This is a genomic window from Streptococcus sp. SN-1, assembly GCF_041154385.1.
GTDB classification, from domain to species: domain Bacteria; phylum Bacillota; class Bacilli; order Lactobacillales; family Streptococcaceae; genus Streptococcus; species Streptococcus mitis_CT.
Genome location: NZ_AP028929.1, coordinates 598,519 through 611,218 on the forward strand (window position 1 = coordinate 598,519; position 12,700 = coordinate 611,218).

The following is a 12,700-nucleotide window of genomic DNA, read 5'->3' on the forward strand; positions in this document are numbered from 1 at the left end:
AATGAAACGAATAGTCTTTGAACTTATTTTTATCGCAACGACCTGGTATATCTTTTTACCGCCTCTTAACCTGACCAGCTGGGAATTTCTCTTTTTCCTCTGTGGGCATTTGCTGGTTGTAGCAATCTTATTTGGTTTTGGCAAGGGGATAAACCTTGTCAAAACGGTTCATGTGCGCCACGGCAAGGCGGAAGCTGCCTTAAATCTTGAGGGTTTCAAAATCAATCGGTTAGGGAAAATCCTTTTAGCTTCTATTGGAGGAATTCTTCTCTTAGCAGCCTTGGTTTCCTTGGTAACTTCTAGCATTTTTCAGGCTAAAAATTATGCCAATGTAGTCACAGTTACGGAAAAAGACTTTACTGAATTTCCTAAGACTGATACCAGTAAGGTTCCTATCTTAGATAGAAGTACCGCTGAAAAAATTGGTGACCGCTACTTGGGTTCCCTAACAGATAAGGTGTCGCAGTACGTAGCGGCAGACACCTATACCCAATTGACGATTGATGGGAAACCTTATCGAGTTACGCCACTAGAATACGCAGATCCTATCAAGTGGTTTAACAATCAGGCCAAGGGAATCGGCGAATATATTAAGGTGGACATGGTAACCGGAAATGCGGACTTGGTGGACTTGAAGACACCAATCAAGTATTCGGACTCGGAGTATTTTAACCGCGATGTCAAGCGTCACTTGCGCTTGAAGTACCCAACCAAGATCTTCAAAACTCCATCTTTTGAGGTGGACGATGAGGGCAATCCTTTCTATGTAGCAACCGTTTACCAAAAGCAATTTGGGCTTGCGGTTCCTCGTCCTGTTTCAGTCATTATCTTGGATGCTACAAATGGAGAAACCAAGGAATACAGCTTGTCAGATGTTCCAGAATGGGTGGACAGGGTTTATCCAGCTGAGGAAACCATTGAGCAAATCAACTATAACGGCAAGTACAAGGATGGTTTCTGGAATGCCATGATTTCCAAGAAAAACGTGACCCAGACTACCAAGGGCTATAATTACTTGTCTATCGGAAATGACATTTACCTCTACACAGGTGTGACTTCGGCCAATGCGGATGAAAGTAATCTTGGTTTTATCCTTGAAAATATGCGAACAGGAGAAATCACTAAGTATAGCTTGGCTTCTGCGACCGAAGAATCAGCCCGTGAATCAGCCGAAGGTGCTGTTCAGGAGAAATCCTACAAGGCAACCTTCCCAATCCTCATCAACCTTAATGACAAGCCTCTTTACATCATGGGTTTGAAGGACAATGCTGGCTTGGTCAAAGAGTATGCTCTGGTAGACGCAGTCGAGTACCAAAACGTTATCGTAGCTACGACAGTGGAAGAGATGCTCAGCAAGTACGCCAATAAAAACGACCTTGAAATTGACAATGCAACGACAGAAAGCATCAAGGGAGTAGTAGCAGACCTCAAATCAGCTGTTATCAAGGGAGACACCGTCTACTTCTTTAAAGTTGATGGCAAGATTTACAAGGTTAAGGCGTCTGTATCAGATGACCTCCCTTACCTTGAAAATGGTAAAACCTTCGAAGGTCAAGTAGGAAAAGACAACTATCTCAAGACCTTTAAAGTACAGTAATACTCTTCGAAAATCTCTTCAAACCACGTCAACGTCGCCTTGCCGTACTCAAGTACAACCTGCGGCTAGTTTCCTAGTTTGCTCTTTGATTTTCATTGAGTATAAAAAAGCTTTATTTAAGAAGTATATGTTATAATAAGGTAAATTAAGACTAATGGAGGACAAACAAATGGGTTTTTATGTGATGCTTGCTTCAATGCTACTCGGACTGCTCGCTTTGAAGATAGGTTTTTCTCAGTTCAAGGAGAAAAAAGATAAATTTCTATCTATCTTAACAAGTTTAGCTGGCATAGCCCTTGTTCTCGTGGCTGTCTGGTTAGGATGGCCAAAATAACCAGAGAAACCTCGGTCAAACCGAGGTTTTTCAGATGAATTTCTTGGTAGTGGCAAAAAAATATGCTACACTATTAATATGAAAATTTTAATCCCAACAGCAAAAGAAATGAACACAGATTTGCCAAGTATTGAAGCCGCTCCTTTAAAACCAGAAAGTCAGGCCGTGCTGGATGCCTTGGCTCTCTATTCTGCTAGTCAATTGGAGAGTTTTTACAAAGTTTCAGCCGAGAAAGCTGCGGCAGAATTTCAAAATATCCAAGCTTTGAAAAGGCAAGCTGCTCAACACTACCCAGCCTTGAAACTTTTTGATGGGCTCATGTATCGCCATATCAAGCGAGATAAGTTGAACGAGGCAGAACAAGTCTATATTGAAAATCATGTCTTTATTACTTCGGCTTTGTACGGAGTCGTTCCAGCCTTGTCACCTATGGCCCCTCACCGTTTGGATTTTTTGATGAAGTTAAAAGTCGCTGGTAAGACTTTGAAGAGCCATTGGAAGGTAGCCTATGATGAGGCTATGAATGGTGAAGACCTAATTTTCTCCCTCTTGTCGTCAGAGTTTGAAACTGTGTTTTCTAAGGAAATCAGAGAAAAAATGGTGACCTTCAAATTCATGGAGGACAAGGGTGGTCAGCTGAAGATTCACTCAACTATTTCCAAGAAAGCGCGTGGAGCCTTCCTGACAGCCCTGATAGAAAATCAAGTACAGACGGTTGAGGAAGCTCGTCGCTTAAGCTTTGCAGGATTTAACTACCGAGAAGATTTGTCACAGCCACAGAAATTGGTTTTTGTTAAGGAAGTATAGAAATCAGATAAGAGAAAAAGTCAGCAGGATTATGCTGACTTTTTTCTAGCTTATAAAGTATTGGACAAATGAATCTCATTTGATAAGGTGTTGAGGTGATTAACTAAATCCATAATTGACAGATGATTTTGACAAATAAACTTCTTGGTAATTCCTGGAATATAGAAATTAGACACAATGATATCATAACCTGTCTGATTTAAAATCTCAGGACTTGTTTTCAATTCATCCCAAGTATCGAAGGTGAAGCGGTTATTACAGTAATAGGAAAGCATATCAACAAAGGTAAGGGATATAGCATGGTCAAAATTACTGATAATCAAAACCTTGATAGGTGGTCGATTTTCTAACAACTGAGTAGAGAGGTTTTCAGCATGGGTTAAGATGGTGTACATCAAGTGTTCCAACTGTTCAGGATGGTCATGCTGTCCAATTGCCTGACGATATTGGGCCAGTTCTTGACGTGCACTTTCCATAAAGTCTGGGAAGTAAACTTCAAATTTTTTAATCGTCAATGCTTTTTGTTCAAATAAGATTGGGGTAGAAAAGATTTCCTGTCTTTCAAAGAAAGCAGTGTTGTGTAAATGCCAAATAAGCTCATCGTGGTTAGTAAAAGTAATCTTATATTGTTTTGCTAGGCGTTCTAATATTTGACTAAGTAATTGGTAAGAGTATCTTGCTTCACTGTTATCTTCTAAAGAGTTGAAGAATTCTTGAGGATCTAAGAAAAGATTGTTTTGAATAAAGGATATAAAAATTTGGGCAATGATATCTGGGGTGATTTCCAGTCCCAGTTTTTCAGAAAAATGGACAAGTATCTCCTCAAAGTTTGGAATACTCATCAAAAGAGGGTAGTATTCATCGTAGAAATGATTTGGTAAGTCGATGAAATGACCGTTTTTAATGCGGTAAATACTGATGGCTATCATCAATTTGTACATTCTATAGATTGAAAATCGCATTGGATAATTCGTGATCTTATAGAAGAAGTCAGTGAACTCTGTTAAATCCTCTTCAGGAAGGTCAGGAAAAGGCCAGTCTAGGAAATAATAGCGCTCAGAAAAATATTGGGCAAAAAAATAGCGAATATCGATTTCATTGCCACGTATTTCGGATGGAGTAAATGATAGTTCAATTTGGAATTGAGTTGACAGAGTTTTTGTAATATTTCTGCCCAATCGATAGAGGTTGGCATTACTAGAGTGAAGATTTTCTATTGTTCGATAAATAGGTAGGCCCTCATTAAAAAACAGATACTCTAGTAATTGAAAAGATTGAGAATGAGCAAGAAAATATTGATAAATATCTTCAACGCTAGTATTAACTTCTAAATCTATCATAATTCCGTTAACAGAAGATTGGATGTCAATAGTTGGAAAAGCAGCACGTAATTCATTTAAATCACTTTTTAGAATTCGTTCTGTACATCCTAACTTTTCGGCAAGTTCATGCAATTTCATCCAATTACGATTTTGAATCAAGGTTTCCATTAAACGTAATTGTCGCTGATCTTTCGTAGATAAAAGGTTACGCATATAGGTATTTCCTCCTTAATTTATTATATCATGTTTTTGTCTAAAAAGTACAAAAAACTTAGAGTAAGAAAATTGTCGTTAGTAATCAGAAAATTTAGAATAAGATAAGTGGCTCTTAGGTGCAAAAACAGAATATATTAATTCTTCAGAAAATATTGATTTATATATTGAATAGTTGTAGAGTTAAAACTATAAAATACTTTCTAGGAGTTCACAATGAAACATTCACATAAGAAATCATTTGACTGGTATAGCATGCAACAACGATACTCTATTCGTAAGTATCACTTTGGTGCGGCTAGTGTCTTACTCGGGACAGCCTTAGTCTTGGGAACTGCTGCCAATGCGCAAGCAGTACAAGCGGAGGAACAACATCCTGAGGCAACTAATAGTGTCTCTGTTGATAAGGTAGATGAAGCTACTAAAACAGCAGAAGTTTCTACACCTAAAAAAGAAACAACTTATGCAGCTCCAACTGTTGCTAATCCAGTAGAAGTAACTCCAGCTAAATCTGAAGATGCTAAAGCACCAGCAGAAAAAGTTGAAGAAGCTAAAAGCCAGAAAGAAGAAGTACCTTCTAATAATGCTGTTGATAAGACAAAATTATCAACGGCCCTTTTGCGCGCAGAAAAATTGGAGCTTAAGTTATACACTGAAGACAGTGTAAAACGCCTTCAAACTAGTATCCAATCTGCTAAAGGATTATTAAATAAAGCAGATGTGGCAGAGTCAGAATTATCTCAAGCTGAGTCTGATCTCCAAGCTGCTGTCATTGCTTTGGAACTTAGAGGTTCAACTACTAGTAAAGCTGCTGATAAAGTTGAAGTAGTTAGCAAAATTGAATCAGCTGAAAAGAGAAATGCTGAATCAAAGGTGGCTGAAAAAACTTCTGAAGTAGATAAAGAGTCAGTAGAAAAAGATAAAACTGCCTTAAAACCTGTAAAGGGACTTCGAGTTGAAGATGCAAAGGCAAATATAAAAGGCGGATGGAATATTCCGTTAGATCAAGAAGCGAGCTTGAGATTAAAGAGTGCTATTGAGGCTCATGCAGCACAAGGTAGTTCGCGTCGTCGGAAACGTGCTATCGGAGATTTGGATTATACTTTCAAGAAAGTTATGACACCGGTCAATCCAGGTTTCTACGCAGATGCCAAGAGTGTTGATGAGTTAACAGTTAACCCAGACTATATAAATGAAACAGTTGTCAACGTTTGGTATAAAGACTTAGGTTATATCAATTTAGTTGACAAAGATGGACATTACATCAATTCAAATGGTGAGGTAGTCGAGAATAAAGAAGATGCTATTCGTCGACAATATAAAAACGATTTTAATGACACAACAAGAGCAGATGTTACTGAAATTCCTCAAGCACCAGTTGGTTGGAAAATTAGTGACAACCAATCTATTCGCGGATATGATGCAGAAACTAAAACTATTGATCCAAACGATGATAGTGATTTAGATGCTGTAGGTAAAGATTCTAATGTAGTCATTGAAAAAGAAAATCAAAAAGCTGTTATCCGTTATGTAAGCACTAACGGTAACCGTGTTCTCACAACAGATGAAGTGACAGGTAAGTCAGGTGAAGCCATTGCCTACAGCACTGCAAGTCAAATCACAGAATTCAAGAAACAAGGCTATAACCTTGTCAGCGATGAATTCACAGCAGGTGGTGCGAAGGTTTATGACTACGATACAGCACGTGACCAAGTCTACACTGTAACCCTTTCAGAACGTGTTGAACCAGTTAACCCAGATAACCCAACTCCACAACCCAACACACCAGTCGATCCAGGACAACCAGATAGCCCACGTTGGCCAGGAACAGTTGAAAACTTGGATAACAAGGAAAGTGTTAGCCGTACCATCCATTATGTTTACGAAGATGGAAGCAAGGCTAAGGATGATGTGGTTGAAACACTGAACTTCAAACGTTGGAGCAATGTCAACTTGGTAACAGGTCATATTGACTTCCAAGACTGGACAACCAATGATGATACGTTTGATAAAGTGGTATCACCAACTATCGCAGGTTACACAGCGGATAAATCAGAAATCCCAGCTGTAAGTGGAGTGAAGGCTAAAGATCAAGACCGTGTTGAAACAGTTACTTATCGTAAGGATGCCCAAAAAGCTGTTATCCGTTATGTAAGTACTAACGGTAACCGCGTTCTCACAACAGATGAAGTGACAGGTAAGTCAGGTGAAGCCATTGCCTACAGCACAACAAGTCAAATCACAGAATTCAAGAAACAAGGTTATAAGCTTGTCAGCGATGAATTCACAGCAGGTGGTGCGAAGGTTTATGACTACGATACAGCACGTGACCAAGTCTACACTGTAACCCTTTCAGAACGTGTTGAACCAGTTAACCCAGATAACCCAACTCCACAACCAAACACCCCAGTCAATCCAGGACAACCAGATAGCCCACGTTGGCCAGGAACAGTTGAAAACTTGGATAACAAGGAAAGTGTTAGCCGTACCATCCATTATGTTTACGAAGATGGAAGCAAGGCTAAGGATGATGTGGTTGAAACACTGAATTTCAAACGTTGGAGCAATGTCAACTTGGTAACAGGTCATATCGACTTCCAAGACTGGACAACTAATGATGATACGTTTGATAAAGTGGTATCACCAACTATCGCAGGTTACACAGCGGATAAATCAGAAATCCCAGCTGTAAGTGGAGTGAAGGCTAAAGATCAAGACCGTGTTGAAACAGTTACTTATCGTAAGGATGCCCAAAAAGCTGTTATCCGTTATGTAAGTACTAACGGTAACCGCGTTCTCACAACAGATGAAGTGACAGGTAAGTCAGGTGAAGCCATTGCCTACAGCACAACAAGTCAAATCACAGAATTCAAGAAACAAGGTTATAAGCTTGTCAGCGATGAATTCACAGCAGGTGGTGCGAAGGTTTATGACTACGATACAGCACGTGACCAAGTCTACACTGTAACCCTTTCAGAACGTGTTGAACCAGTTAACCCAGATAACCCAACTCCACAACCAAACACCCCAGTCAATCCAGGACAACCAGATAGCCCACGTTGGCCAGGAACAGTTGAAAACTTGGATAACAAGGAAAGTGTTAGCCGTACCATCCATTATGTTTACGAAGATGGAAGCAAGGCTAAGGATGATGTGGTTGAAACACTGAATTTCAAACGTTGGAGCAATGTCAACTTGGTAACAGGTCATATCGACTTCCAAGACTGGACAACTAATGATGATACGTTTGATAAAGTGGTATCTCCAACTATCGCAGGTTATACAGCGGATAAATCAGAAATCCCAGCTGTAAGTGGAGTGAAGGCTAAAGATCAAGACCGTGTTGAAACAGTTACTTATCGTAAGGATGCCCAAAAAGCTGTTATCCGTTATGTAAGTACTAACGGTAACCGCGTTCTCACAACAGATGAAGTGACAGGTAAGTCAGGTGAAGCCATTGCCTACAGCACAACAAGTCAAATCACAGAATTCAAGAAACAAGGTTATAAGCTTGTCAGCGATGAATTCACAGCAGGTGGTGCGAAGGTTTATGACTACGATACAGCACGTGACCAAGTCTACACTGTAACCCTTTCAGAACGTGTTGAACCAGTTAACCCAGATAACCCAACTCCACAACCAAACACCCCAGTCAATCCAGGACAACCAGATAGCCCACGTTGGCCAGGAACAGTTGAAAACTTGGATAACAAGGAAAGTGTTAGCCGTACCATCCATTATGTTTACGAAGATGGAAGCAAGGCTAAGGATGATGTGGTTGAAACACTGAATTTCAAACGTTGGAGCAATGTCAACTTGGTAACAGGTCATATCGACTTCCAAGACTGGACAACTAATGATGATACGTTTGATAAAGTGGTATCTCCAACTATCGCAGGTTATACAGCGGATAAATCAGAAATCCCAGCTGTAAGTGGAGTGAAGGCTAAAGATCAAGACCGTGTTGAAACAGTTACTTATCGTAAGGATGCCCAAAAAGCTGTTATCCGTTATGTAAGTACTAACGGTAACCGCGTTCTCACAACAGATGAAGTGACAGGTAAGTCAGGTGAAGCCATTGCCTACAGCACAACAAGTCAAATCACAGAATTCAAGAAACAAGGTTATAAGCTTGTCAGCGATGAATTCACAGCAGGTGGTGCGAAGGTTTATGACTACGATACAGCACGTGACCAAGTCTACACTGTAACCCTTTCAGAACGTGTTGAACCAGTTAACCCAGATAACCCAACTCCACAACCAAACACCCCAGTCAATCCAGGACAACCAGATAGCCCACGTTGGCCAGGAACAGTTGAAAACTTGGATAACAAGGAAAGTGTTAGCCGTACCATCCATTACGTTTACGAAGATGGAAGCAAGGCTAAGGATGATGTGGTTGAAACACTGAATTTCAAACGTTGGAGTCGTATTAACCTAGTGACTGGTCAAATTTTCTTCCAAGACTGGACAACTAATGATGATACGTTTGATAAAGTGGTATCACCAACTATCGCAGGTTACACAGCGGATAAATCAGAAATCCCAGCTGTAAGTGGAGTGAAGGCTAAAGACCAAGACCGTGTTGAAACAGTCACTTATCGTAAGGATGCCCAAAAAGCTGTTATCCGTTATGTAAGCACTAACGGTAACCGTGTTCTCACAACAGATGAAGTGACAGGTAAGTCAGGTGAAGCCATTGCCTACAGCACAACAAGTCAAATCACAGAATTCAAGAAACAAGGCTATAACCTTGTCAGCGATGAATTCACATCAGGTGGTGCGAAGGTTTATGACTACGATACAGCACGTGACCAAGTCTACACTGTAACCCTTTCAGAACGTGTTGAACCAGTTAACCCAGATAACCCAACTCCACAACCAAACACCCCAGTCAATCCAGGACAACCAGATAGCCCACGTTGGCCAGGAACAGTTGAAAACTTGGATAACAAGGAAAGTGTTAGCCGTACCATCCATTATGTTTACGAAGATGGAAGCAAGGCTAAGGATGATGTGGTTGAAACACTGAACTTCAAACGTTGGAGCAATGTCAACTTGGTAACAGGTCATATTGACTTCCAATACTGGACAACCAATGATGATACGTTTGATAAAGTGGTATCACCAACCATCGCAGGTTACACAGCGGATAAATCAGAAATCCCAGCTGTAAGTGGAGTTCAAGCTAAAGACCAAGACCGTGTTGAAACAGTCACTTATCGTAAGGATGCCCAAAAAGCTGTTATCCGTTATGTAAGCACTAACGGTAACCGTGTTCTCACAACAGATGAAGTGACAGGTAAGTCAGGTGAAGCCATTGCCTACAGCACAACAAGTCAAATCACAGAATTCAAGAAACAAGGCTATAATCTTGTCAGCGATGAATTCACATCAGGTGGTGCGAAGGTTTATGACTACGATACAGCACGTGACCAAGTCTACACTGTAACCCTTTCAGAACGTGTTGAACCAGTTAACCCAGATAACCCAACTCCACAACCAAACACCCCAGTCAATCCAGGACAACCAGATAGCCCACGTTGGCCAGCTAGTGTCCATGATTTGGATAACAAGGAAAGTGTTAGCCGTACCATCCATTATGTTTACGAAGATGGAAGCAAGGCTAAGGATGATGTGGTTGAAACACTGAACTTCAAACGTTGGAGCAATGTCAACTTGGTAACAGGTCATATTGACTTCCAAGACTGGACAACCAATGATGATACGTTTGATAAAGTGGTATCACCAACTATCGCAGGTTACACAGCGGATAAATCAGAAATCCCAGCTGTAAGTGGAGTGAAGGCTAAAGATCAAGACCGTGTTGAAACAGTTACTTATCGTAAGGATGCCCAAAAAGCTGTTATCCGTTATGTAAGTACTAACGGTAACCGCGTTCTCACAACAGATGAAGTGACAGGTAAGTCAGGTGAAGCCATTGCCTACAGCACAACAAGTCAAATCACAGAATTCAAGAAACAAGGTTATAAGCTTGTCAGCGATGAATTCACAGCAGGTGGTGCGAAGGTTTATGACTACGATACAGCACGTGACCAAGTCTACACTGTAACCCTTTCAGAACGTATCGAACGTGTAACACCGAAAGATCCTAAACCACAACCCAACACCCCAGTCAATCCGGGACAACCAAATACACCAAATTGGCCAGGCACTGTTGAGAGAATGGAGAAATTGACTCAAACAATAAGTCGCCGTATTAACTTCCGTTACCTTAAAAATGGAAAAGCTGCATATGGAACAATTGATCAACATATCAGCTATGAAAGAAATGCTCTTGTGAATTTGGTATCTGGTGATATCCATTATGAACAATGGAAGATTACTGGAATTAAGAACCAAGATGTTGTAGCTCCAGTAGCATCTCAACCATCAGTTACGAATAATGGTGAATCAAGAGTTGCTAGATCATCTAGAAGCAGACGAGCTTTGTCAGAAGTAGCTCCAGTTTCAGAGAATCTTTTAGCTACACAAGTTAATAATTCTCAAGTGTCTCCAGTAGGCTTAACTGTGACTGAAAATGGTGAGCGTTCTGTACGCCGTTCATCTAGAGGTAAGCGCGCTGCTGCAGCAAAACCAGATAGTTCAACTAATTCAGAAGCAAATTCATCCGTGAATGCAGTGTTCAAAGCTGTACGAACTCCTGTTACACCAAAATTTTATGCTACTGTAAATAAAGTAGGAACAATGGAGGTTAATCCAAATTCTCCTCAAGATACAGAAGTTAATGTTGACTTGAAAGAAATGGGACGTATTGTAGCAGTCAATAATAAAGGACAATATATCAATAAACAAGGAGAGGTTGTACAAAACATTGAAGACGCTCTCTATAAGTACTATGATAATGATCCAAACGATGCAACAAAAGCAGCAGAAACAAAAATTCCTGAAGCTCCAAAATTCCATGTATTAAATAATGAGCAACCAACTGTTTGGGGATATAATATTGTTGACAAGACAATCGAACCAAATGACGAATCTGATCCTGATCGCATCGGAAAAGATACCTTTGTAACATATAACGAAATTATTGATTCATTAACTAAGGAAACTGAACAAACTGTAAACTTTACTGGGGCAGGTTCTGCAACTCCTAAAGATAATGTGCAAAATGATTTTGTCTTCAAGGGATCATATAATGAAGCGACTAAAGAAACAACTTGGGAAAATAAGGACCATACCTATGGAACAGTTAAAGTACCAGTTGTGACAGGGTATTTCGCTGATAAAGCAGAAGCTGGTGCTAAGACAGTTACGCCAGATTTACCAAAAGCAACAGATACAGTTACCTATAAAGCTTTGGGTAAAATCATTCCAGTAGATGCTTCTGGAAATGTAATTGCAAATGCTCCTCAACCCCAATACCTGAATGATGCAAATGATCCTCGTAAAGCTGGAGAAACAGCAGTACCTGAAATTGTAGGCTACAAACCAGAGCGTACAAGTGTTACACCTGAAAACCCAGGTGAAGATACAAAGGTAACTTACGTCAAGACAGAACAAGTTGCAGTTGTTCGTTACATAGATGTTGATAACAAGGATGAAGTCGTTCATACAGACAATATTACTGGTAAATCAGGAGAAAAGATCGCCTATACGACAGAAACTGTTTTGAAATCGTTGCTTGAAAAAGGGTACTTATTACAGGAAGATGGTTTCCCTGCAGATGCAACTTTTGATACAGATGAAACAAAAGTTCAAGAATATACAGTCCTATTGAAACATAAGATCACTGTTAAAAAAGATACTCCAAAACTTGTGGAAAGAACGATTCATTATGTATTTGAAGATGGTACAAAAGCAAGTGAAGATCATCATGATCAAGTAAGCTTTTCACGTATGTTAAGTATCGATAATGTAACAGGTAAGGCTACAAGTACATCTTGGGTTTCTGAAGATGGAGTGACAAGTTTTGACGAAGTGGTATCTCCAAGCATTGCAGGATACAATCCTGATCTTGCTAAAGTGGCTGCGGTTCAAGGAATTACAGCAGAAACTGGAAATCAGGTTGTAACTGTAACTTATAGAAATGTTCAACCAATTCCACAAGTTACCCCAACTCCAATTCCGACTCCAACCCCAACTCCACAAGTTACGCCGGATCCAGTACCGACCCCAACTCCGGTTCCAACTCCAACCCCGGTACCGACCCCAACTCCAATTCCGACTCCAACCCCAACTCCACAAGTTACGCCAACTCCAGTTCCAACCTCTACCCCAGCTCCAAAAGTGCCATCAGCAGTTCCAACTCCAAACTCAGCTCCAAAAGAGGAGGAAAAAGAACTTCCAAAAACTGCGGGTCACTCTTCTGGTATGGCTCAAGTTCTAGGAGTACTTGGCCTATTTACTGGATTCAGTTTAGTTGGAAAAGCAAAAAGAGATGAATAAAATCAAAATAAAACTCTA

General features: G+C 40.3%; 5 protein-coding genes. 4 read left to right on the plus strand and 1 reads right to left on the minus strand.

From position 1 onward, the window contains the following. Position 1: 1 nt before the first annotated feature. The 3 genes from ACAM22_RS02650 to yaaA all read left to right on the plus strand — a co-directional run bounded on the left by ACAM22_RS02650 (position 2) and on the right by yaaA (position 2,738). Positions 2-1,597: a hypothetical protein gene (locus ACAM22_RS02650; protein WP_153210751.1), complete on the plus strand. Its 1,596-nt coding sequence runs from the start codon at positions 2-4 to the stop codon at positions 1,595-1,597. A 169-nt stretch (positions 1,598-1,766) separates the two neighbouring features. Next, positions 1,767-1,931, plus strand: a complete 165-nt coding sequence (locus ACAM22_RS02655; protein WP_031227831.1) for a YczI family protein — start codon at positions 1,767-1,769, stop codon at positions 1,929-1,931. 78 nt (positions 1,932-2,009) lie between these two features. Then, the gene (gene yaaA, locus ACAM22_RS02660) at positions 2,010-2,738 is read left to right on the plus strand and encodes a peroxide stress protein YaaA (protein WP_369606914.1); all 729 of its coding nucleotides are present in this window, start codon (positions 2,010-2,012) and stop codon (positions 2,736-2,738) included. Between the two features lie 50 nt (positions 2,739-2,788). Here yaaA and ACAM22_RS02665 read toward each other — a convergent pair whose 3' ends face one another. Then, positions 2,789-4,273, minus strand: a complete 1,485-nt coding sequence (locus tag ACAM22_RS02665; protein WP_369606915.1) for a M protein trans-acting positive regulator PRD domain-containing protein — start codon at positions 4,271-4,273, stop codon at positions 2,789-2,791. A 216-nt stretch (positions 4,274-4,489) separates the two neighbouring features. Between ACAM22_RS02665 and ACAM22_RS02670 the strand changes: the two genes are divergently transcribed. Continuing rightward, entirely contained in the window at positions 4,490-12,682 is an 8,193-nt protein-coding gene (locus tag ACAM22_RS02670) for a YSIRK-type signal peptide-containing protein (protein WP_369606916.1), read from the plus strand. Positions 12,683-12,700 lie beyond the last annotated feature (18 nt).